Source organism: Chitinophaga sp. 05T412 (assembly GCF_056396465.1).
The window spans coordinates 11,910-35,389 of record NZ_JBFTLN010000016.1; the positions used below are offsets into that span (position 1 = coordinate 11,910).

15 protein-coding genes are annotated in these 23,480 nt (G+C 46.9%); 6 read left to right on the forward strand and 9 right to left on the reverse strand.

The window, feature by feature from the left end; translation table 11 throughout:
• Positions 1–25 precede the first annotated feature (25 nt).
• Entirely contained in the window at positions 26–862 is an 837-nt protein-coding gene (locus tag AC1DFM_RS27805) for an oxidoreductase (protein ID WP_477080042.1), read from the forward strand.
• A 109-nt stretch (positions 863–971) separates the two neighbouring features.
• Here AC1DFM_RS27805 and AC1DFM_RS27810 read toward each other — a convergent pair whose 3' ends face one another.
• The 3 genes from AC1DFM_RS27810 to AC1DFM_RS27820 form a co-directional block, all read right to left on the reverse strand.
• Positions 972–2,243, reverse strand: a complete 1,272-nt coding sequence (locus tag AC1DFM_RS27810; RefSeq protein ID WP_477080043.1) for an LVIVD repeat-containing protein — start codon at positions 2,241–2,243, stop codon at positions 972–974.
• Positions 2,244–2,336: 93 nt separating this feature from the next.
• Complete coding sequence (locus AC1DFM_RS27815) at positions 2,337–3,335, reverse strand: AAA family ATPase (protein WP_477080044.1); 999 nt, start codon at positions 3,333–3,335, stop codon at positions 2,337–2,339.
• Positions 3,336–3,346: 11 nt separating this feature from the next.
• Entirely contained in the window at positions 3,347–5,341 is a 1,995-nt protein-coding gene (locus AC1DFM_RS27820; RefSeq protein WP_477080045.1) for a TonB-dependent receptor, read from the reverse strand.
• A gap of 320 nt (positions 5,342–5,661) precedes the next feature.
• Between AC1DFM_RS27820 and AC1DFM_RS27825 the strand changes: the two genes are divergently transcribed.
• The 3 genes from AC1DFM_RS27825 to AC1DFM_RS27835 all read left to right on the forward strand — a co-directional run bounded on the left by AC1DFM_RS27825 (position 5,662) and on the right by AC1DFM_RS27835 (position 13,537).
• The gene (locus AC1DFM_RS27825; RefSeq protein WP_477080046.1) at positions 5,662–6,633 is read left to right on the forward strand and encodes a 3-keto-disaccharide hydrolase; all 972 of its coding nucleotides are present in this window, start codon (positions 5,662–5,664) and stop codon (positions 6,631–6,633) included.
• 230 nt (positions 6,634–6,863) lie between these two features.
• Positions 6,864–10,649, forward strand: coding sequence for a hypothetical protein (locus AC1DFM_RS27830; protein ID WP_477080047.1), 3,786 nt, complete (start codon positions 6,864–6,866; stop codon positions 10,647–10,649).
• Positions 10,650–10,660: 11 nt separating this feature from the next.
• A complete protein-coding gene (locus AC1DFM_RS27835) occupies positions 10,661–13,537 on the forward strand; it encodes a hypothetical protein (protein WP_477080048.1) in 2,877 nt (958 codons plus the stop codon).
• A 138-nt stretch (positions 13,538–13,675) separates the two neighbouring features.
• Here AC1DFM_RS27835 and AC1DFM_RS27840 read toward each other — a convergent pair whose 3' ends face one another.
• Together AC1DFM_RS27840 and AC1DFM_RS27845 are read right to left on the reverse strand one after the other, a co-directional pair.
• On the reverse strand, positions 13,676–14,455 hold the full coding sequence (locus tag AC1DFM_RS27840; protein WP_477080049.1) for an acyl-CoA desaturase: 780 nt from the start codon (positions 14,453–14,455) through the stop codon (positions 13,676–13,678).
• Between the two features lie 112 nt (positions 14,456–14,567).
• Entirely contained in the window at positions 14,568–15,167 is a 600-nt protein-coding gene (locus tag AC1DFM_RS27845) for a Crp/Fnr family transcriptional regulator (RefSeq protein ID WP_477080050.1), read from the reverse strand.
• Between the two features lie 356 nt (positions 15,168–15,523).
• On the opposite strand from AC1DFM_RS27845, the gene AC1DFM_RS27850 reads away from it, so the two are divergent.
• On the forward strand, positions 15,524–16,804 hold the full coding sequence (locus AC1DFM_RS27850) for a TCR/Tet family MFS transporter (RefSeq protein WP_477080051.1): 1,281 nt from the start codon (positions 15,524–15,526) through the stop codon (positions 16,802–16,804).
• 66 nt (positions 16,805–16,870) lie between these two features.
• Here the strand turns inward: AC1DFM_RS27850 and budA are convergent, their stop codons facing one another.
• Positions 16,871–17,680 carry an acetolactate decarboxylase gene (budA, locus tag AC1DFM_RS27855; RefSeq protein ID WP_477080052.1) on the reverse strand — a complete coding sequence of 270 codons (810 nt, stop codon included), beginning with the start codon at positions 17,678–17,680 and terminating at the stop codon, positions 16,871–16,873.
• A 172-nt stretch (positions 17,681–17,852) separates the two neighbouring features.
• Here budA and AC1DFM_RS27860 point away from each other — a divergent pair, with 172 nt between their 5' ends.
• Positions 17,853–19,100, forward strand: a complete 1,248-nt coding sequence (locus tag AC1DFM_RS27860; protein ID WP_477080053.1) for a cation:dicarboxylate symporter family transporter — start codon at positions 17,853–17,855, stop codon at positions 19,098–19,100.
• Here AC1DFM_RS27860 and AC1DFM_RS27865 read toward each other — a convergent pair.
• The 3 genes from AC1DFM_RS27865 to AC1DFM_RS27875 all read right to left on the reverse strand — a co-directional run bounded on the left by AC1DFM_RS27865 (position 19,097) and on the right by AC1DFM_RS27875 (position 23,299).
• Positions 19,097–20,239, reverse strand: coding sequence for an FAD-dependent oxidoreductase (locus AC1DFM_RS27865; protein ID WP_477080054.1), 1,143 nt, complete (start codon positions 20,237–20,239; stop codon positions 19,097–19,099). The two genes, AC1DFM_RS27860 and AC1DFM_RS27865, sit on opposite strands and share 4 nt — an antisense overlap.
• A 16-nt stretch (positions 20,240–20,255) precedes the next feature.
• Positions 20,256–20,852, reverse strand: coding sequence for a TetR/AcrR family transcriptional regulator (locus tag AC1DFM_RS27870; protein WP_477080055.1), 597 nt, complete (start codon positions 20,850–20,852; stop codon positions 20,256–20,258).
• Between the two features lie 161 nt (positions 20,853–21,013).
• Positions 21,014–23,299 (reverse strand): glycosyl hydrolase family 95 catalytic domain-containing protein, encoded by a 2,286-nt coding sequence (locus AC1DFM_RS27875; protein ID WP_477080056.1) that lies wholly within the window; start codon positions 23,297–23,299, stop codon positions 21,014–21,016.
• Positions 23,300–23,480 lie beyond the last annotated feature (181 nt).

Below are 23,480 nucleotides of genomic sequence, written 5' to 3' on the forward strand. Positions count from 1 at the left end.
AGCCATTCAAATCAGCACAAATCACATGAAAAACCAGGAAAAAAAAGTATGGTTCATCACCGGTGCATCCGGCGGCTTTGGGAAATCATTTGCGGAATATGCCATCCGGCAGGGTTACCAGGTAGTGGTAACAGCCAGACGCCTCGACAAACTGGAAGACATTAAAGCATTAGCCCCGGAGCAGGTGGAAGCCATCCGGATGGATGTTAACAACAACGAAGAAATAGCCACCGCTATACAAGCGGTGAAAGCCCGCTTCGGCCGCGTGGATGTACTCATTAACAACGCAGGCTATGGTATTGTAGGCGGCGTGGAGGAAACCCCCGAAACAGAACTGCGCGCACTGATGGACACCAATTTCTTTGGCGCCGTAAACGTTACCCGCGCCTTATTACCGCTGTTCAGGGAACAGCAATCCGGCGCCATCGTCAACATCAGCAGTATGGGCGGACAACTATCCTTTCCGGGCTTCGGCGCTTACTCGGCTACTAAGTTTGCACTGGAAGGTATTTCAGAAGCCCTTGCGGCTGAAATGGCTCCTTTCGGCGTGAAAGTAGTGATTGTGGAACCCGGGCAATTCAAAACAGAATTGGCAGGAGCGGCCATGAAACATATGCCGGAAATTCCCGGTTATGAAAGTACCGTGGGCACCACCAGAAATTTCGCGAAAAGCATGCACGGCACACAGGAAGGAGATCCCGCTAAAGCAGCGGCTGCGATCGACGTCGCGTTATCTGCACCTAATACACCACTGCGGTTGCAATTAGGAGAAGATGCTGTTGTAGCTATTAAACAGCACAGCGAAAACCTGTTGAAAGACCTGGCGGCGTGGGAATCCGTGGCGGCAAGTACCAAAGGGTAAAATCAATTACGAATTACGAATTACGGATTTGTGGGTAGATGGTAAACGCGAAGATCAACTTCGCTTCTATCTACCCACAAATCCGTAATTCGTAATTCGTAATTCGTAATTAATTGGGGCGTTGCACGGCAATTTTGCTTAGCAACTGTGGACTGCTCATGCTTTGATAATCGTATTGATAAATGCCGTCTTTGGCGCTTACCAGCAGGCGGTGCTGATTTTCAAACGGAATCACATCATAAGTATCTATGCCTTCCAGTAACTTTGTGGTAGTAATATGTTGTGCGTCACTGGCATCCAGGAATCGCAGGCCATGAGTACCTTCACAGATAAACAATTTGCCTTTATCAATACCCAGTCCGAAAGGATTTTTCATCTCTACGGTACTTAGTTTCACCGGACTGTCTACATTGCTGACATCAAATACCTGCAACTGGTTGATGTTACCCCCACAGGTTGTCCCACTACGGATGGTCACATAGGCTTTATTATCAGCTACTACTACCGGATCACAGGCCCTGAAATGCGTAACAGTAGCGCGTTGCGCAGGTGCGTCGGGACGTGTGAGGTCATAGATATGCATGGCACTTGGGCTACCAATAAACAGGTAAGTGCCATAAGGGAAAAGTGTTTCTATGAGGGTATTAATAGTTTGTTCGTTTTTGAGAACAGGGTTGTTGGCATCCGTAATATCATATGATTTTAACCGGACCCAGTTGGCCGTATACAGATAGTTATTAACAATAGTAAAACGGGCCATGGAACCACCTTTGCCAGTAGAGGAGATGCTGTTATAAGCTTTGGAAACAGTATTACTTTCAAAATACACTGGCTGTTTATCAATCTGACAGTCATAGGTGTAAGAGGTATCCCTGCTGGTATATCCTACCACAATACTATCGTTTTTTGGATCAGGGCTCCAACCCACATACATGCCATTAACATCAACAGAATAGAGGGTGGCGTTGGTAATTTGTTTTACAAAGCTGACCTGTTTCGGATTACTGATATCGAACAGTACGAGACTGGAGTAGCTATCTGCATATAGTATATTGCCMTTGATAGCTACATCTACATTGCCCATTACTTTAATGAATGCAATATTTACCGGTGCGGAAGGGCGACTGTTATCTATAATATGAACACCTTCGTTCGGTTCACTCACAAAAATGTAATTGTCTTTTGCGTAGATTTTGCCGGTAGCCCGGATGGCCCGCGGCGCCTCAGATTTGAAGGAAGTCAGATAGTCCTTCGTCGCCATCAGGGTAGGCGTATATATTTTCGAGAAAACCGTTTTCCGGCACTTGTCCTTCCCACAACCGAACAACACAAATACCAGGAGTGCTACCAGTGGAAATCTAATGATTGTAGAAATTTGCATAAGGGTGGGGGTTTTTCCCTTAAAACGGACCCACCGGATAAAAGTTACAGCAGCTATACCCCGTTCCGGAACAGGATAATTTTAGACGGCCTCTTACCAATAAAAAGCCTTTTTTCGCTGCAATAATACTTCGATTAATTGCACCGATTTTTCAAATCTTTCCTCCCAGTTTCCGGTAATTTCTTCATAAGAGATGTGCCGGTTATCCAGCACACGCCGGTGCGATAAGTCCAGCAAATTTCTTTCCTCTTCGCTCAGGCGGGTACCATCCTGGAAGTAAGGTACATCGTTATTGAGATACAGGTATAAGTCGGCCTGATTGGCCTGATAAATATCTTCATCAATATCCGGCATTTCTCCAAAGGCATACATACCGTAAGACAACGTAATATGAATATCAGTATCAATGATGATGAGCGGACTGTCGCCGGTTTCCATTTCCCGGATGCGGGCCGCGTGTGCAGCCGCAATCAGGTATAGGTCCGGCATGCCAAAGTCATTGGAATCGGCTACAATATCGCGGCCTGCTTCCATCACGGCACTGGCCTTAAAATGATGCGCCAGTTTTTCAGTGAGCGTTGTTTTTCCGGTGGACTCTGTACCCAATAATACCACTTTTGTCACCAACGACGATTTCACCGCATCCGGTAAAAACGCCCAGGCATCGAACAAATTGGTGCGCACTTTGGTGGCTGATACCGGGTATAAATTTCTTTCGGGATTAAACGGCAGATGGGATATGCCCATGAATCCCGCCACCAGGTCGCCATACGGCTCAGAGGTAATCAGCAATTGATGATCGGGCAACAACTGTTTGAAGGTCGCCGCCCATACTTCCGACACCGCAGCAGATGTTTCGGAGGTATTGGGTAACAACGTTTCATCGTATATATAAGTACGGATACTTATCCGGGGAATATTATGAAAGGTGGCTTCCAGCCAGCTTTTCCGCAGGTCGGCAGATAATCGCTCCTGCGTACTGCAGCAAATGAGTACCGTCAAAAAATCACAATGCAGTAAAGCAAAATGAATCATGGCCTCATGGCCTTTATGAAAAGGCATAAACTTTCCAAATACAAATGCTTTGATCATATGCGAGTTTACTAAAAACTATATTTAAAAGCCATATAAATATTCCTTGGCGCCTGTACAAAGTATTGCCGCGTGCCATCTGCTGCTACACTGCCATTGTTGTAATAACGGGTGTTGGTCAGGTTATTGACAAATAAGGAGATGGTATAACGGGTAAGACTATACTGTAACCGGGCGTTCATCAACACATACCCTTTAATGGTAGCGCTGTTGGCAAAGTCGATGTAAGAAGCACTTTGATACCTGCCTGTTACGCCCAGCAGCCAGCGTGCACGAAGGTACGCCACGTCCTGGTTCACGATCAGTGCGGGTGTTAACACCGGGTGAAAAGTAGTGGACGCTTCTTTTATCCGGCTGTAGTTGAAGGACGAATTGTTGGTGAAACGGAGCGAGGGATATAACTGATAGCTGGCGCTGAGTTCCAGCCCTGTTCTGAAGCTTTTGTTCACTTTATTGGTGAGCAGGAGTCCATTGGGGCCTAGCTGTCCGTTGAGCACAATTTCGTTTTTAAAGTCCATGTAGTACGCATTCAATTGTACGTTTAGCCGTTCACGTTGCCACCGTATGCCCAGCTCATGATCGAGCACAGATTCCGGATCATGGTTCACGATAACCGGTTTGCCGGTGCTATCTGCCGGCAGGTCGTCATTGCCGCCAAAGATATCATTACGCGTGGGTTCCCGGCCGGTTCTGCCAATACTATAATAGATATTTGTCTGGGGATTGACGGCAAAATTGATCCCGCCTTTTGGGTTAAGGAAATGCCAGTGGATAGGGGTGAATGCCACGCTGCCATGATAGTTAAAGGTAGCATACCGGTATTGCAGGTCGGCATAAAAAGAGAAGCGGTGCAGGTAATATTCTATTTTACTGAATCCGCTCACTTCATTTTTAAAGCCTTTGTTTTGATACAGCTCCACGGATTGTTCGGTACCGGTATGTTGCCGGTTATACACGTTGCCATGTACGCCGGTGGTCCATTTGAAGCGGTCGTATTGCAGCGTATAGTTGCTGAAGAATCCTGTAAAATGGGAGCGGAAGCCGTAGTTAAACAGGAGTGCCGCTGCGTCTTCGTTGATGGCATTATTGACATCAAAACCGCCTTTGAGATAGGTATAATAAACACTGGAGGTAAGGGTACTATGAGTACCGGGTTGCCAGTTGTGCTGCAATTGTACCAGCCCCTGAAAGAATTCATCTTTTTCTGCTTTGGTGTTGGCGTTGCTGCGTCGGTCTTTCGCAATCAGTGAATCGGCTACGGGGAGCCATGCCATCCCATTCTGCTGGTGTCCGGCCATGACATTGAGCTTCCAGGTACTTTTGTTATAAAATAATCCGCCGCTGATAAAAACGGATTGGGAATTATTAAATGCATGACGCTTATAGCCATCGGTATATACTTCAGAAGCCCGCACATATAAGGCTTTCCGGTTTTTGATGCCGCTGTTGTATTCGCCGAATACGCGGAAGCTGTTGTATGAACCGTAGCCAACGCCCAATGTGCGGGAGGCGGTGTCGCTGAGGTTGGGTGAAAACAGCTGTACACTGCCGGCATAGCTGGCCGCACCATTTTTAGAGGTGCCTACGCCCCGTTGTAGTTGTATGCGGCTTACAGAATTCAGGATGTCGGGGTAGTTGGAAAAATACGCGCCCTGATCTTCCGGCTCATTCAATGGCATCCCATCCAGGGTGGTGTTGATCCTGGTTTGGTCCATGCCGCGTAAGCGGTAATAAGAATAGCCCTGTTGGTTACCGGCATCGGAATACACGGTAATGGCCGGGGTTTCGGACAGCAGGAACGAGGGCTCCTGCCCGATATTCTTTTCCTGTAATGTTTTCTTGTCGATGTTGAGAAACGTTACCGGCGTAGTGGGTGTTGCCCGGTAATTGATAACGATCTCCTCCAAATGACGGGTACTGTCGGTGTGCTGCGTTGAAGTGTTTTGTGCCTGGGTTAACAAACTAAACAACAAGAATACAGCAGTGGCTGTAAAATAATGCTTCATATCTCGGGTACTAATTTAGCTTTTAGCCATTAGCTGTTAGCTATTAGCAAATGCAGCGAATGATTAACAAATACTGGTCTTTGCTGCATTTGCTAATAGCTAACAGCTAATGGCTAAAAGCTGCTAAAACGGCCTGTTTGACAGGAAATTATAATTATTGTATTTTGTACACAAATATACCATCTTCTGCTATTATACGGATAACACTTTTGTGTGATTGATAAATAACCTGCCTCCTGGAAATAAACCGGGCAAAGCATTTTAAAACCTGCATCAAATATTTATCTTTATAGCTTTCTTCATCAAACACGAACATGGACATGAATAAGAAATGTATGATCGCTGGTCTGGTATGCTGTATGGGCCTGGGGTTGGTAGCAACTTCGCCCGTAATGGCACAGGTATCTGCTATCAAAACGGAAACTGTAAAAGGAGGCTCGCTGGTAGGACGTTGGGATATTACCGTGAATGAGAATGGTGCCGAAAAACCATCCTGGCTGGAAGTGGAGCTGTCCGGCTTCCGTACGCTGGTAGGACGTTTTGTAAGCACCGGTGGAAGTGCCAGACCTATCTCTAAAGTAAACTTTGATAACGGCAAATTCAGCTTCGCCATTCCTCCACAATGGGAATCCGAAGACCGCGACCTGAAACTGGAAGGCAATGTTACTGCCGATGGCATCAGCGGTACTATCAACACTTCCGATGGACACACTTATTCATTTACTGGTGTGAAAGCGCCTGAGATGAAGCGCACTGGTACACCGGTATGGGGCAAACCTGTCAAGTTATTCAATGGTAAAGACCTCACTGGCTGGAAGGCATTAGGTGCTAACCAATGGGTAGTAAAAGATGGTATCCTCAGCAGCCCGCACTCTGGCTCTAACCTGATCTCTGAACAATCTTTCAAAGATTTCAAACTGCATGTAGAATTCCGTTATCAGAAAGGTAGCAATAGCGGTGTGTATCTGAGAGGTCGCTATGAAACACAGATCATCGATAATCCTAAAACGGATGCGCCTAACAGCCATCTGTTTGGCGGGATATATGGATTCCTGGTGCCTAACCAAATGGCAGTAGGCAACCCGGGCGAATGGCAAACATTCGATATTACCCTCGTAGGACGTTTGGTAACAGTAGTCGCTAATGGTAAAACCATCATCTGCGCACAGGAAATTCCAGGTATTACTGGTGGTGCACTGAATAGCAAAGAAGATGAACCAGGACCGATTTATTTCCAGGGTGACCACGGACCGATTGAGTTCCGCAGCATTACGATTACGCCAGCGAAATAGCTGATAGCATAAAGCAGAAAGCTATTGTAGCGATTGATAAGCGCAGGATTAACAGCTGCCTGATCACTCGTTACAATAGCTTTTTGCTTTCAACCATTCTAACCATATTTCCCGCCATCCACGTTGTGATTACCACCATCTGTTAATTCACGTTTTATAAGGATTCCTATTTGTGCTAACTTAATTGCTGTTAAGATAACCCCATCACCCCAATTGTAATTTTTCTAGCTATGCAAGCCATTCAGCAAACCCCTGCATTGAAATCGAATACGGTTTCAGGAAAAATTCTGCACAAGGAAACCGGCATCGGCCTGGCAGATTTACTGGTTGTATTGGTGGACCTCGATAAATGGGCAGACCCGGAAAATGCCGGCTCGCCTGTCATCGCCAGAAGTAGCACCACCAACAGCACCGGCAGCGTTAATATCAACGACCTGTTCAATGCCGGCGACCGCATTGGATCTGTACTCACCAATGCCGCCGGTGAATTTTATCTCGACATCACGCCGAAAGATTTTAACCTGCCCAATACTCCAAAGGAAACCAAGCCGGATCTTTTACTGGCGGTATTGGTGGCAGAAGAACCCGGACTACCACTCGAAAAAAGACTCCTGTACTTTTCCCTCGATATCCGTTTGAATGCCGGTACCTATGAAGCCTATATCATCAAACTGGATAGCTTGCTGCTGGATGAAAAAGGCGTGAAGGTGCCCGCCGTTGGCGCTGTTCCCGGCGATACCAACAACATGTTGAGCGCTCTGGAGAAAACCATGAAGGGCAACAAAGATTTTTTAACCGGTAAACAAGCCCTGCTCAAAGCAAATGTTGTCCAGGTGCAGGATAATAATAACGCTATTAGAACCACCACCTTCACACAACCTTTTCTCAACAGTATTTCCAAAGTACCGGAAAGCTTCCGTAACAGCTCCCTGTTTGTGAAGCCAGGCGTGAGTGTAAAGGATACCGTGTTTACCAATATTAACACTGCCGTAATAGATACTTTCGGCACGGCCATCCCTCCGGGGAGCAGGCAGGTACAAGGCTTTATTTATCTTTCGGAAGAAGAAAAAAATAAATACCAGCCTTACCTCGATCCTGTTAGCGGATGGTTTATTTTACCGGATGCGATCGTGGAATCAGATATACTGCCGAAAATTTTCAGAAAAACAGCCGAAGGCTCCGCTAAGGATTTCTTTCTCGATCACCCGGCTACACGCCTCGCCAGAACTACGCCCGCTACAGGAAACAATACTTCCGGCGGCACTGGCAGCGGTGGCGGCACCAGCGTCATTCCGCCAGCGACAGAAAATGATATACCACAGTATGTCGCGCATCAGATGATCACCGCTACTTCTCCGGAAGAACAAGTCGCCGTGGGACTACCCATTATTTCCCTGGAAAAGAGACCTTCTAACGAAGACATTGATAATAACATCAACAACACCATCTTTCAAAAAGGCCCCGCTGATGTACCCGCATTTTATGATTTTCATTCCCTGAAAATGGCGTTTGAAAATGTGTGGCAGGAAGCGATTGATCTTGGGCTGATAAATAAAGCCGAACAATCTTATAACCAGGTGGTGAACAACGGTGGAGATCCGTTACCCCTCATTATGGGCACTTTCAACCTCTCCGGCTACTTTCCTGATAAAACACCCATCGAAGATCCCTCTCAGGATGTGATCATCGAATTCCCGGAAGCACTGGCCATCTGGAACCGGATGCTGCCCATGGAAAGGAGAGTGTTGAATATGCTGGCACTCACCCTCACGCATAATTATAACAAGGATTTATCCGATTTTCTGGCAGAAGGATTTGGTCCGCATAACAAACCCATTCCAGACCTCGATACCAATATCATTAAAGATGGCGGCAAGGAGCAAGTGATTGCCCTATTCAAAGAAAAAGGCCGTAACCTTGTACGCACGGCTATTGAACGGCTTGCCGACAACGACGAAGTGGCCAACGAATTATCTTCCCTGCAGGACGCGAATAGTCTCATTAACGATTTACGGGCGCACCTGAATACCAATTACTCCTTTAAATATTACGCCGCCAACAATACCGAACGAAGCGTTAATTTCGGCATATTGCTCACCTATCAGCAAAAATGGGAACCGCAGAATTACCAGGCAGGAGAGCTGGTGAAAACGATTCCATTGTCGCCCAGGGAAACCCGTAAATATTCCCGGAAAACAACCGTTAAAAAACACCGCAGTAAAAAGGAACAGGAAGAAAACCTGAAAATAACCAAGTCCGATTCTTCAGATACCTCCAGGGCAGAATCAGATATCATGGATAAGGCCAGCAATAAAAGCACCGTCGACGCTTCGCATGAAGCCAAGGCAGGTGGCACCATCGGGCCCGTTGAAAGCACTACCACGTCTACCGTTAAACTGGGCAGTGATGCAGCCAAAGATTCTCAGCAAACGAAGAAAGATTTCCGGGAATCCGTGATGAAAGCTGCACAGGAATACCGCAATGAAAGGAAAGTGGAAATTCTGACAGAAGAAACATACGAATCCGAAATATCCGAGTCAGGTGAGATTACCAACCCCAATGATGAACTCACCGTCACCTATTTATTTTATGAGCTGCAACGATTGTTTAAAATCAGCGAACGCCTCTATCGCGTGCGGCCAGTAGTGATGGTAGCCCAGGAGATGCCCGCACCGCATGATATCAATAATGAATGGGTGGTGTCGCACGATTGGATACTGAAAAGATCTTTGCTGGACGATAGCTTCAAAACCGGCATGGATAATATTTACCTGATCAACGGCGAAAAGCTGCTGCTGGATGAATTGGAAAGAACGGTGAGAGAACAACGGGACATCATCAAAGACCTGCGCCAGAATGTGAAATTCTATAACGACCAGGTAGGGATTTTAAGCCGCGCAATGCAGGCCGCTATCACGGCACAGGCCAATGCCCTCACCGGTGGCAGCGGAGGCTTGTTTGGCAGCATCCCCATCATTGGTGGCATTATGGACAATAGCATCGTAAAAGGTGTGGGCAGTTTGTTCGGCATCGGTGAAAGTGACGACAGCTCCCAGAACCGTTCCGAGGCCGCCCGCATACGCCGGGAAGCCGCTACCGACGCCTATCAGCGGGCAGAAACAGATCGCCGTGACCTGATGGCCCGCCTTGAAAATGAAAACAATACCCTCAATAGTTTAAGTAAAGAACTGGCCGAAAAAAGGAAAGATCTCATCGAAAAAGAAACACATATCGCCCGCCTGCTGGAACATTTCAAGGATAATATCCTGTACTACATGCAGGCCATATGGAGTGCCGAATATGCGGATCAGCGTTTTTTTCGCCTGCTCGATACCAAGGTACCCATCTTCCAGGGAAATTATAAAGTAAGCATCAATGCTACCCCCGCACCCAAAGGACTCAATGATTACGCAGTCCCCAACAAAACCCGTCACGCCTACACACTGCAGGTAGACATGCAGGTACAGGAAGCTACCCTGAAAGAAGTGGCCGACCTGGATAATCCGCTGGGCTTTAAAGGGAACTACATGATCTTCCCGCTGAATGAATCTAACATCCTGACCGACTTCATGATGGCGCCTTATATTGATACCGAATTCGGACTTACCGATCCAGATAACCTCGGTAACTGGAGCCTCGACGATTTCGAAAGCTATATCACCAGCCTGCGGGAACAAATGGGAGACGCTTTTTCGACAATCGAAGACGAACTGAAACAGCTCTACACGCAGCTGCTGATGGACCCGCTACGCAGTGGTGATATCCTTACCGTACCTACCGGTTCCCTGTTTATTGAAGCCCTGCCGGGATCACACACCATTCTTGAATACTTCAAACTCGCGCATCGCTTCGAAGATGTGAAGAAAGTGCAGGCCGAAGTACGTAGTATGGAACTGGATAACATCCGCCGTGCCGCCCGTCTTGTTACCAAGAAATATGATGACCCTAAAACAGATAAAAAGATTGTGGTGGAAGGTACCGGACTCAATTCCAATATTGATATAAATGATATTTAACGACGTCGGTCATGGCAGAAAGTAGCAGCGTAGCGAATTTCCGGCAGATCATAGAAAAAGTATTTTCTCAGCAAACAGAACGGATCGCTAATCAAACCGATTTCAATGATAAGTACCAGCACCTGTTTACCAAAGAGTACCAGGCGGCAATTAAAATTGTGCTGTCTACCAAAGACGCGCAGGTGCTGGTACAACTGATGAACGCATATCTGGAATTGTATGGACGATACAGCTACAATGCCAACTGCATTCACTATTACATGTCCGATGTTACTTTTCAATGGCTGTTTTTCCAAAGCGCCAAAGTGGATCACAACCATGGCGATTTATTTGAGATCTGGGATAAAGTGTTGAAAGGTGATACCGTAACAGACAGCTATAATAGCTACAAGAAAAGATTTCTGGATCTTAATCCCACTACCCGTTCTGCCATCAATGCATTCCGCGAAGAGCAGCGCAAGAAAAGAATGCAAAGCAAATCGATACTGGATACGCTGAAAGATGAATACGCCCGTCAATATGGTTATCCGCCAAAAGCTGGCAGCGACCTATACGACTTTGACCCTAAAACCAGTGCTACCGTAAAATCACGTCTGGAGTGGCAACTGAAGAAAGTGGAGCCGGTTTGGAATAGTGCAAATGGAAAAGACGTATGGAAAGAAGCAGATGTAAAGTTACTCAATAAAGCATTGGATGATTTTTCAGGATATATAAAACAGGAAGCGGGTGGTGATGTACTCGTTATTTTCCAGATCATTAAATATTTGCGGGATGAATATACCCCGGTAGTGACGAAGAAGGAAGATAAAAAAACACAACGTACAGAAACGTATATCCATGATCCTGACCCGCGCAAGGCCACCTTGTATTATGTGCTCTATGTGATCACCTGCGTCCGCCTGATGGCAATAGGGCGGGCGGTGCAGCTGTATACGCGCAACCGCTTTGGATTTACCACAGAAGAGGTCAGCTGGTTCCTGCAACCTATCAAGAGTAGCTACCAGTACTACTCCAATATGGAACGTATTATTACTGCCCGTTTGGATGGTAAAGTAACAGTAGAAGTATTGGCAGATGAACTGAAGGCGTTCTTAAATATTTATCAGCTCACCAAATGCCAATTGCAGGGAATAGATTGGGTAAACCTGAAAGAAACCCTGAAAATTCAAAACATCTGGACCGCCATCAATGATTTTACGGAGGCGGTAAATTATGCCATAAAAGGAAATAACGGACCCAAGTTGGAGACATTGGTCAGCAAGCCGGAAAATGCACCCACGCTGCTGCACCTGAAAACGATCAGTGAAACGAAGATTGCGTTGAACGAGGCAGGGCCGGAGCTGGGTAAGGCAACGGTAGGTGCGGGGAGTAGTGTGGGCAGCAGTAAGGCCTATGGCGGTATTACCATCGTATATATAGACCCTGATAACCACAATAACATCTACATTGAATTTGAAGGATTAAAACCGCATTTGTTCAAGGTAAATGAAAAGTTTGTCGCCGACCATTTTTATGGCGCAATGATTTTTGAAATTTATAAAAGTACCCAGGGCATTGTAATCATTTCGCAGCTGATATTTATGGCGATGGGATTTCTGCCGGTGCTGATAGAATCCGGGTTTGCCGGTTTGATTTATGAGATCGTATTGTTTTACAGCGGCAACAAATTAGAAGAGCAGATTGAGAAGGTCAGTCCCACCGCAGCGAAAATATTCGGGTTGACATTTATGATGTTCGCCCCGCGGCCACACTTTGAACCCAAAATGCCGGGTATACGGGAAAACCCACGTATGGTGGGGCGGGATAATACCGGCTTGTCCGATGTCTTGAATACACCTCCCAGCCGGGGGGCATTGGATTCCGCTACCGGCACTATCCGGGCGGAGAATGAAATAGGTACCATTACTACCCTGGAGAAGCCCACAGAAGCGCAGTTGGCGAAAGCGCTGGAGCAACAGCGACAGGTAGATATTGCCAACCGGGAATTAAGAGGCACCTGGAGACGAGCAGTGGATAAGGTGAGGGATATCGCCGGCCGGGCGCCCGCTGTCAATGCGGAGAATGCAAAAATTGTCAAAGCAAAAGCAGCGGAAGCCATTGCCGTTGAGCCGCCGTTACAGCCGGCTTTCGCCGGAGGACCTATGATGCGTACCGGCGGAAAGGGAGGGATGAACGCCAGAGGTACAGGAGGTGCTACCGGTGGTAGTGGAAAGCTGATGAGCAGGGCCGAATCAAGTATCCGTAAGTCGGCCGAGTTCAAAGCGCTGGAAGAATACCAGTCGAAACTATCCCGGGATATGGCGGCGCTTCAGAAAAAGGAAATGGCGAAGATCTTCGATGGCCTTGCCAACAAAACCCTTGGCGTGACTGCCGCCGAGAAACAAATCAGAACATTATTAAATAACGCCAAAGAGGCGACCGGTGAATTTGTAGCAGACGGAATGATTTATTCCAATTACAAAGTACTGGCAGTGGTCAATGTGCCGGCGCGCAGTACCAAAGTACCTATACTGGACAGAGTTTATAAAATACAGGATAGGGATACCGGTCAAATAAAATTCCTGTTGTCAGAAATAAAAGGAGGAGAGAGAACCGCATTAGGTAAAACAAACGGTTATAAAATTACTTTCCGGAATGGAGAGGCTGTCTGGACAGAAACCGGTAAAGGAACTGTTGTCCAGGCATCGCCGGAATGGTATTGGCAAAGGATTGTGGAAATTTATGAAAGCCCGGGAGGCAAACAGTTAGCCTATGAATTGCTGGAGGCCATGCAGAAAGGTAGGATTGAACCCTTTGTGATTAAGTCCGGTAGCGAGATGGCGCCTAAATTCCGGCTGGATAGCGTTAGTGGGTTTATGAGCTATTTTAAGAATAAGCAATTGCCGTAGAGCAGAAAGCAGAAAGCAGAAAGCAGAAAGCAGAAAGCAAAAAGCTATTGTTGCGAATGATCAGCGCGGATACTTTATCCTATGCTTTCAACATTCGCAACAATAGCTTTTTGCTTTCTGCTTTCTGCTTTCTGCTCCTTAAGCGGCCTTCGCACTTTTCAACTGCGCTGCTGTCAGCAGGGCTGGTTTCAGCCGGATAATATGCAGGAAGTGCATCAACTTCATCACCTGGTAGCTGGGGTCCAGTTCATACCATTTCTTGGCAAAGTTGGGGCTGTCTTTGAATTTGTGGTGGTTGTTCTGAAACAGTTCTCCCAGCAGAATGATACCCCATGGAGAAGTATTTCTGGAATGGTCGCCATTTTTAAAGTTCTGGTAACCGTATTTATGTCCGCACCAGTTCACTACCGCGCCTTGTACGGGCCCCATCAKGAAATGAATGGGTAACAGGAGGTAGAGGTACCACATGCCGGCTGGTACAAATACGATATAGAAGGTAACATACGCTGCCATCCAAAGTAAGCGGGTAATGTTACTATCGCCGAATTTATCGAGTGCATCCCATTCCGGTAAGGGTTCTTCCAGGAACTTTGGATCTACGGTACTGGTACGGGTGACGAAGCCATTGTAGATACTCCGGGTATGTATCATCATGCCCCAAACATCTTTGAAGAAGTGTGGAGAGTGTGGGTCTTGTTCGGTATCACTGTATTCGTGGTGCATGCGGTGCATGACGCCGTAAGCTCTTGGAATCAGGTACGATGATCCCTGGAAAAACCAGGTACTAAAATAAAAGAAGCGCTCCCAGAACTTGCTGGTCGTATACATCTGATGCGATGCATACCGGTGCAGGTAGAACGTGTGAAAGAACAGGGAGAAAAACCAATGCACCCCAAAAAATATCAGAATAGCTGTCATTTTTAAACGTTGATAAGTGATAAAAAGCTAATACGCGGAGATGTCAATTCCCGTATCACGGATACGAAATTAGCCCTTCATCGTCTTTTTTTCGTTCACATTTGTGAAGAAATTAACCGCCGTTCATAATTTCTCTCCGGAGGCGACTTAAGCTCTGTGGGGCGATGCCCAGATAGGAGGCGATATGGTAGTGGGAAAATTTGTTGAGCAGGTAGGGAGTGTCTTTTAATAGTTGCAGGTACCGGTCTTTGGCAGAGCGGGTGAATAAATTGAAGGCGCGCTGGTACGTATAGCTGAAGCCGTTATCCGTAAATATTTTAACGATATCATGCATTTTGGCGGATTTAGCCATCATGATTTCAAAGTCTTTGTACCGTAATTCCACCGCATCCAGGTCTTTAATCACTTCCACGGTAAGTGCGGAAGGGGTTTGATTGATGAAGCTGTGATGATCGATGATAATAGAATTTTCGAAGGTGGCATCGGCATCGTTGAAGTTAAAGGTCCAGGTATATTCCTGCCCCTGGTCGTTCACAAAATACGACCTGGCAGTACCGGCCACCACGAAATACATGGCTTCACATACGTTACCACCACGGAAGATAACATCGTTTGCTTTAAACTTTTTCTCCCGCAGAAAACCCGATAAATATTCGGCATCTTCCTCACTAACTTCGGTGAACCTGGAAATAAAGTCGACTATTACTTTCATGCTCCAAAGATAGAAAAATAAGTCATCACAGGATGAAACGTGGTACCACGCCCTGTTACGGAATGTCGTAAAAAACCTTTTTATTGTCTTATTCACCCCTTTCTTTTTTGATGGAAATGAATAACTTTGCAACATGAGATAACATCTATTCGCGTGATAACACTTATCACCCTGCTAAAATTTCTACCGGCAAAAGTGTCCCTTTTACCGGTAAATCGGTGAGCCTGACCGGAACGCATTATTTCCCGAAACCCGTCATGTATATCTTTACCGTATGAATGCCATATGCCCGCTACAGCAGGGGGCCCAATCAATCGTCTATTAGAATTTCCAAACCATGTTTTTAAACCACTACTATGTATACATCCAAAAAGGCCGCTATTAGTTTTATTTTCATTACACTTCTCATTGACATTATGGGATGGGGATTAATTATCCCGGTAATGGCCGACCTGATTGCGCATTTAAAGCACATTCCGGTTAACCAGGCCAGCCCATACGGCGCCATGCTTTTATCTGTGTTTGCGATTACCCAGTTTACGTTTGCACCTGTTATCGGTAACCTGAGTGATAGATTCGGACGTCGTCCGGTATTGTTGCTATCCCTGCTGGGTTTCGGGATAGATTATATTATCCTGGCGCTTGCACCGGCTTATGGCTGGCTGTTTCTGGGCCGTGTTATTGCCGGTATCACGGGTGCCAGCTTTACCACTGCGACTGCCTACATCGCTGATGTAAGTACAGATGAAACCTCCCGCGCCAAAAATTTCGGACTCATTGGCGCCGCCTTCGGTATCGGTTTTGTCCTGGGGCCTGCACTGGGTGGACTCCTCGCACACTGGGGTATGCGCGCACCTTTCTACGCCGCTTCCGCGCTTTGTTTGCTGAACTGCCTGTATGGTTACTTCTTCCTGCCGGAATCTCTGGCGCCGGAAAACAGAAGGCCTTTTGAATGGAGAAGAGCGAACCCGTTTGGCTCACTGAAATTCTTAACCCAACACAAAGAAATAGGTGGACTGGCATTCAGCTTCTTCCTTATCTACCTGGGTGCACAGGCCGTACAGGGAAACTGGAATTTCTTCACTATTTATCGCTTTAACTGGAGCGAGTCGATGGTTGGTATTTCGCTGGCTGTAGTGGGCGTTTTAGTAGGCGCTGTACAGGCAGGATTAACGCGTGTTATCAATCCTAAAATTGGTAACGAAAAAAGTATTTATCTGGGATTATCGCTTTATACTATCGGCCTGGTACTTTTTGCCTTCGCCACACAAAGCTGGATGATGTTCGCCTTCCTGATACCATATTGCCTGGGAGGGATCTGTGGCCCTTCCCTGCAATCTGTCATCTCCGGGCATGTACCACCTAATCAACAGGGAGAACTACAAGGATCATTAACCAGTTTGATGAGTCTTACAGCAATTGTAGGTCCTCTGATGATGAACAGTACCTTCGCTTATTTCACCTCTGACAAGGCACCTTTTCATTTCCCTGGCGTACACTTCCTCATTGGAGCAGTTTGTATGTTGATCAGTATTTTCGTTACACACAGGATACTGAGCAGGGAGAAAGTAACCAAGCCTGAATTGGCGGGTGTGATAGCAGGAAGTGAAGAAGTGAATAGTACGCCAATGCACTAAGTTAACATTGTGTATAAAAAGAAAGGCTTCAGCAATTGCTGAAGCCTTTCTTTTTATACACAATCTTTATTTCGCTGATCCTCTTTCCACACTTTTAATATCTTCCTGCCTGTCTTTTTTGAAATCGAAATGATTAAAGGCAGGCGTATCCGGCACCGCAATGGTATAGCTGTTCAGTTGTGATATTTCAATGGTGATGATGCCGCTGGTCACATCTACAATATGTCCGCCGGCATCTTTCTGATCGGATAAATAGTGGAAGTGATAGCCGGAGATGTTGGTATTATCCATGTATGCCGGCAGGCGATAGCCAATGAGATCCCCTTTGCAATTATTGAACTGAAAGAAGTGCTGTCGGTTAAGCATCCCTGCCAGCTGAGGATAGGGCTGCTCCTGTACCGGTGGGAACGCCCGGGTTTTCAGGTATTCGAACTGCCCCCGGATATGAATGGCATACATGCCATTAACGTTGGGCAGGAGGCTGTCGAGGTAGGCATACAATTGTGTTTTGTTCATTTTAGCGGGTACGGAAATGACCCGGTCCGGCTTAAAATAGTTAACCATGCAAAAGGGGACGAGATCCTGCGGATGCGGCATTTCGAAGGTTTTACCGGAAGATTGCGTCTGGTAAAACTTGCCATCCAGCACCATAATTTCTCCATCCAGTTTATCTGGTGCGCCAAGGCCAAAGTCGCCTTTTGTTTTTAACGAATCGATGGCGTAGAAGCCGTYGTATAAGCCACCCATCAGGCCACTGGCAACGCCGGCGGTGAAAAGATGGTGCGCATCAGGGTGAAAAGTAGTGTCGGGCTGCGGAGTGGCAGCTATGGTACATAAAGGGAACAGCAGCCCAAGCGCTGTTATGGTAGTAAACATTCTTTTTTTGTGTTGCATATGCCTTGTTGGAAGATATTCGAGAAAAGGGGCCATAGTGGCATGTTTGAAGGTGTAAGTTATAAGAATATAAATGATAATTAAAATTAACCTTCGGTAATGCTGTAGGAATTTCGTTAATTAAAGCTGGAATTCACCAATATCTATCGCACCTATGCTTGAAAATATTTCAGCGGTTACCACTACTGCGCCACGAAAATGGCATATCCGCATCGTTACCAACCTCACTTTCTGGGTGTTGATAGCCATTATTGCTGCGGTGATACTGGGTACTATGGCCCCGGCTACAGCAGTGAAAATGGAAATTATTGGCAAAACGTTTATCGATATCATCAAACTGTTTATTGCTCCCATCATTTTTCTGACCATCGTTTTAGGGATCAGTGGCATGGATGATCTGAAAAAAGTAGGACGCATAGGGGTGAAGTCGCTCGTTTATTTTGAAGTGGTGTCTACGCTGTCGCTGGCCGCAGGCGTGCTGATGGCATTGCTGATGCAGCCGGGGAAAATAGATAAATCGCGATTACAAATTCAGAATGCATCGAAGTATACGTCCCATGCAGCTGAAAGCTTCGACTGGTGGAACTTCTTCCTAAATAACCTTACCCTGCAGGTGTTACTGGCGGCGATCGTGGTGGGTATCCTGCTGAATTATTCCCGGTACCGGCAGCCAGCTATTAAAGGATTGAGCCGGTTATCCAAATGGGTGTTTACGGCATTGAAGTATGTGATGTACCTGGCGCCACTGGGGGCTTTCGGGGGGATGGCTTATACCATTGGTAAATTTGGTTTACATACATTAGTGCCATTGGCCAAGTTGATGGGCACGGTATATCTGACCATGGCCATTTTTATTTTGGGCGTACTGGGAAGTATTTTGAGATATTACAAAATGAGTATCCTGCAATTTCTCCGGTATATCCGCGAGGAATTGTTGTTGGTATTAGGTACTTCTTCTTCAGAGTCCGCGTTGCCGTCGATTATGCAGAAGCTGGAGAAATTGGGCTGCAGCAAATCCGTGGTGGGACTGGTAGTACCTACCGGATATTCTTTCAACCTGGACGGGACCTCTATTTACCTGTCGATGGCCGTTATTTTTATTGCGCAATTATACGATGTACACTTGAGTATAGGCGAATTAATCAGCATCATCGGAATACTGATGATTACGTCGAAAGGGGCAGCGGGCGTGACGGGCAGCGGGTTTATTGTGCTGGCATCTACCTTAACGGCTATTCATAAAATACCGGTAGAAGGACTGGCTTTTTTACTGGGGGTAGATAAATTTATGAGTGAAGCCAGGGCGTTGACAAATATCATCGGCAACGGCGTGGCTACTATTGTGATTGCAAAAAGTGAGAAAGAGTTTCATCCCCCTGCGGAAGCAGTGCCTGCTGCTTAGCTAAACATGTCCAGTAAATGTGCGGTAGCTGCAGGCGAATGCAATATGCTGGTTTGTTCCATAGTGGTAGCGGCAGCAACAGATGCGCGGGTTCTCATTTGTTGCTCATATCCGGCAATGGCGCTGTGTACATCGGGGTAGTTGCCTTGTGTTAAACACTGACTTAATTCCAATGCGTCCAGCATGGCCATGTTCACGCCTTCTCCGGCGAAAGGTGGCATCAGGTGAGCGGCATCTCCCAGCAGTGTGATATTGGGTAATGCTTCCCAGTGTTGGTCCAGCGGCATGCAATATTGCGGACGGGGAACAAATGGAATGGTCGCGTGTTCTATCAGCTCCATCCATAGCGGGTTCCAGCCGGTGAAGGTGGTTTGAAACCAGTCTTTTACCGCATCGCGATCATTGAAGTTAACACCACTGGTCTGTACCCAGTCTTCCGTAGTTTTACAACCAGTATAAAACACCAGACTTCCATCTCCCTTACTACTGAGGATGAGCGTTTTTTCGTCGCTCAATACAAATACTTTTCCGCCGTCTACCAATTGATGCAGTTGGGGAATGGTGGTAGCGCTGTTGTATACGCTGCCTTCAACCATGGTTACGCCGGAATAGAAAGGCCGGATAGGCGTTACCAGCGGACGCACGATGGAGTTGGCGCCGTCTGCAGCGATCACGATGTCCGCATCAGCGATATGGCCATTCTGGAAAGTCAGTTGCCAGCCGTTGTTTATTTGCTGTAATGATGTCAGGCGGCTATTCCAAACAATGGTATCCGGTAGTAGAGAATCCATCAGGATATTTCTCAGCGGACCGCGATCAATTTCCGGCCGGAACATTTCTTCGGAGGCATTGATGGGTTCGTCCATCAGGAGATGCATGTTTTTATCTGCGATGCGTAATTTATCAGCTCCGGGGCGGTAGTTGGCTTTGAAGGCATCCATGAGTCCTGCCGCTTCGAGGGCCATCAGTCCGGAGTCGGCGTGGAGGTCGAGGGTGGCGCCTTGTACACGTACTGATTTGTTGAGATCTCTTTCATATACGCTGATCTGTGCGCCGGCCATTTGTAAAAGCTGGGCGAGTGTAAGGCCGCCGGGGCCGCCACCGATAATGGCGATTTTTTTGTTTTGGAGTAAGTGCATGTGTTAATATTTTTAGTTAGATGAGTATGCCTTTGATGACTACTTCGCAGCAGTCGTGGATCATTTTTTCGGTAATAATTTGTTTGGGTCTTTCCTGGTAGTCGAAGTATTCACTCAGCAGATCCAGTACCGGTGAGAACAACAGGGGCCGGTATACATCGTGTGGAAACTTTTTGATGATGCCCGCCTGGCTATGATGCTTTAAAAACCGCATGACCGGTCCAAAAAAATCGCCTTCCCGGATGTTATTATCCTGATATGCCTTATTGAGCAGGGGAGAGGATTTGCCGTATTGCATCAGTACAAAAGCGGGGCGGTTATTTTTGAAGTAATGAAAAATATTCCGCCATATTTGCTGCATGCCCGCTGCAAAATCCATGGTTTCTGAAAAGTGTTCCAGTACGGCCGCTTCATAGGCGCCAAGTACTTCTTCTATATATAGTTTAATGAGCAAATCTTCCTTGTTCTCATACTTTAAATAAATAGTACGGGGAGATATATTGGCCGCTTTGGCCAGTTGCTGCATGCTCAGGTTTTCCAACCCTTCTTCTGCAATTATTTTCAAGGCAACACTACGAATAGCGGCTTCTTTTTCAATATTTCTGGTACGCATATCTGAACCTTTGACATTACAAAAGTAAATGAACGTTTACTTATGAACAAATTATTTTTTGAACCAGCCAGGGCAAAAAGGCCTGGTGTTGTAAAGAAAAAGGGGCATAAAAAAAGTCCCTACTGCCTTGCAGGAGGGACTTTGATATATCGATAAATCACTTATTCATAGCCATTTTTCAGCAACAGCACGGCGCCTGGTTTTGCCGTAAGATCCAGGAATCCATCACCAGTATTTTTTACCACGAAGCCTTTGTTGCTGGCCGCGAAATATGTTTTAAACGGCAGCTTCAGGCGGGTGTGGCCACCTTTTTCCGCCACAATCTTTACTTCGGCTACCTGTCCGCCGTCTTTTTGGGCACTCAGCAGAAAAGCGCCTTCTGCGCGGAGGTTTTCGAAAGCCACGTTGTGCCAGCTGGCAGGGATAGCGGGCATAATGTTAATGAAGCCGGCATAGCTCTGCAGCAGCATTTCCTGTAATCCAGCCGCAAAAGCAAAATTGCCTTCCAGCGTGAACGGACGATACTGGAATTTCGATAAACCGGATTTGGTTTGATCTCCATTGAGATGGAAGCTGTTGATGGAACAAAACGCCCGGGCAAAAATTTGCAGATCTTTCGCGGCGCCTTCCCCATCTTTTGCCCGTGCTTTCAGATTGGCCATCCACGAATAGGAGTAGCCGCACCAGTAGTCGGGGCCGATGCTATCAGTCAGGTGAATAGAACGACTGATAATAGCCTGCGCTTTGGCGCCATCTTCCCATTGAATGAGGCCTAGCGGATGAATGGCCATCATGTGTGAAAAGTGGCGGTGCGACTGGTTATACGCCATCGTTGGTGCAAACATCAGCTCCTGGTTTTGGGTAACGGCGAAGTCGTCGAACTCCGACAATATTTTTTTCCAGTGCGCGGCTTCGTTGTGCAGCTTCAACACCTCCGCCAGTTCCGCAGCCTTGCTGAAGGTGAACTTCATCAGCGCAAGGTCGTAGTTGGTGTTTTGCGGGAACCAGGCTTTCAGGTCATTATCATTGATTTCCGGGCTGGAACTGATTTTCAGCTGCCGGTGTCCACCGGCGTTGATAATGGTAATATTTTCCAGGAAAGTAGCCGCACTTTTCAGCCATGGATAAGCTTTCTCTTTCAGGAAGGTGGCATCCATGCTGTAGCGCCACTGCAGGTAGTAGTGCTGCGCCAGCCACGACGATACGGTGGGCGACAGGGAATACTGTATCCATCCGCCCATTTCAGTGCCATCGAGTGTGGTAACACCGGGCACCGCTAAGCCTTTGGCGTTAAAGTACATTTTCGTATAATGCTCATAGTTAGCCTTGTTTTGTTCGAGGTGGCGCAGGTAACCCATGGCTTCTTCCAGGTGGTTGGCGCTATAGGAAGGCCAATAGCTCAACTGCGTATTGAGGTCGTGGTGGTAATCGCCTTTCCATGGCGCAATACGGCCGTTATCCGCGGTCCATACGGCTTGCAGCGAAATAGGCGGCGCATCTTTGCGGGCAGCGGCGCCAAATTTATATTGCTCCAGGTACCATTGCTTTTCCAGCAAAGTATCCGGTACGTGTATGGCGGATTTGCTCCAGAAATTTGTCCACCACTGACTATGACTGCGGAATTGTTGCTGAAAGCTGGTAGTAGCAGTGGCTGCGGTAACTTTATCCGCCTTTACCTTCACCGGTTCTTTCGGATATTGTGAAGAAATACTCCAAACGCCTTCAATGGTAGTGGCATTGATTTTCCGCCAGCGCACATTGATATCGTAGGTAAATCCATTCCAGCCGGCCTGATGATAGGTAATGCTGTTGCCGGTTTGCACGATGGTGCCTTGTGCGTACCCTAAGCGCGACAAATCATCGCCGCCTACCGGATCACCGGCATTGGTAACGGAGCCCTGGTATTTAGGCGCTACCAGGTGAGGCGCCAGCGAGGTGTCTACGTTTTCAAAACGAAACCAGCCCAGGGGTTTATCGGCGTCTACAAATGTTTTTAATCGCACGCCATTGGCCCAAACGACTTCGCATAGCGCATTCGCCAGCGTCAGATGTACAGATCGTACCGCGCCCCATGCTTTTGTATTGAATTCGAGCGCGCCGCCAGGAATTTTGGAAGGCGCCGCTTCTTTATCATAAGGTTCATCAAAATATTGCTGTACCGGTGTATAATCCTTTTTATGCACCTGGTCAATCACCCATTGATAACTGAACTCTTTGCGATGTAATCCTTTCATGGGGCGCATGTCCCAGAGGTCAGCCCGGTCCAGTGAAAAGCGGAGATGATCGTCTTTTTGCCAGATTAACGCACCCAATAAGCCATTGCCTAATGGTACTGCTTCATCCCAGCGGGTAGCCAGTTTATCAAAATGCAGGTCATGTGAAGATGACTGACCGAATGACGACATCGTCACCAGACAGCAAGCCAGGGATGCAATAATTTTGTTCATCTGTTCTGTTTAATGAAGAATGCTATATCCAGCCAATTTAATAGGAAATAATTAATATTTCCGGAAAAATAGATGGCCGGTAATAGCAGCTGCCCAACAATAACAACAGATTCTTTGTTTGGAGCATTAGTCAGCCAGAACAACCATCAGGACTACAGAAGTTAAACAGAATTGCCCTTTA

Bases quoted from the DNA above. Each gene is read 5' to 3' on its own strand.
- AC1DFM_RS27865 (WP_477080054.1), bottom strand. From the start codon at position 20,239: ATGCACTTACTCCAAAACAAAAAAATCGCCATTATCGGTGGCGGCCCC.
- AC1DFM_RS27815 (WP_477080044.1), bottom strand. From the start codon at position 3,335: ATGATCAAAGCATTTGTATTTGGAAAGTTTATGCCTTTTCATAAAGGC.
- AC1DFM_RS27875 (WP_477080056.1), bottom strand. From the start codon at position 23,299: ATGAACAAAATTATTGCATCCCTGGCTTGCTGTCTGGTGACGATGTCG.
- AC1DFM_RS27835 (WP_477080048.1), top strand. From the start codon at position 10,661: ATGGCAGAAAGTAGCAGCGTAGCGAATTTCCGGCAGATCATAGAAAAA.
- AC1DFM_RS27820 (WP_477080045.1), bottom strand. From the start codon at position 5,341: ATGAAGCATTATTTTACAGCCACTGCTGTATTCTTGTTGTTTAGTTTG.
- AC1DFM_RS27830 (WP_477080047.1), top strand. From the start codon at position 6,864: ATGCAAGCCATTCAGCAAACCCCTGCATTGAAATCGAATACGGTTTCA.
- AC1DFM_RS27805 (WP_477080042.1), top strand. From the start codon at position 26: ATGAAAAACCAGGAAAAAAAAGTATGGTTCATCACCGGTGCATCCGGC.
- AC1DFM_RS27845 (WP_477080050.1), bottom strand. From the start codon at position 15,167: ATGAAAGTAATAGTCGACTTTATTTCCAGGTTCACCGAAGTTAGTGAG.
- AC1DFM_RS27850 (WP_477080051.1), top strand. From the start codon at position 15,524: ATGTATACATCCAAAAAGGCCGCTATTAGTTTTATTTTCATTACACTT.
- AC1DFM_RS27825 (WP_477080046.1), top strand. From the start codon at position 5,662: ATGAATAAGAAATGTATGATCGCTGGTCTGGTATGCTGTATGGGCCTG.
- AC1DFM_RS27860 (WP_477080053.1), top strand. From the start codon at position 17,853: ATGCTTGAAAATATTTCAGCGGTTACCACTACTGCGCCACGAAAATGG.
- AC1DFM_RS27870 (WP_477080055.1), bottom strand. From the start codon at position 20,852: ATGCGTACCAGAAATATTGAAAAAGAAGCCGCTATTCGTAGTGTTGCC.